General features: G+C 57.6%; 1 protein-coding gene. It reads right to left on the reverse strand.

Annotated elements, in window-relative coordinates; genetic code table 11:
* Positions 1–243, reverse strand: a 243-nt coding sequence (locus AC1RPU_RS08470) for a hypothetical protein (RefSeq protein ID WP_481769727.1), incomplete at both ends; no start/stop codon positions are given.

Raw genomic sequence — 243 nt, forward strand, 5'->3', positions numbered from 1 at the left:
ACCAAATACCGATCGGTCTTGCCATTGACTGATTGAATCTGCGTGCTCAGCAATCCTGAGGATGTCACGTTCAGACCAGCGCCGACGATAACGGCACCCAGCGTCGAGGTCGTAGCCGGTGGCAATGAACCGTTGCTCAGCTGCAACCACCCGCTCCAAGTGCCACTGATACGCGACCGGAAGTACATGCTGTCCATACCCTGCCAGCGCTGCACCAGATCACCAGTAGTACCGGACGTGGAC

This window comes from Dellaglioa sp. CoH-55-MRSF-7 (assembly GCF_056782235.1).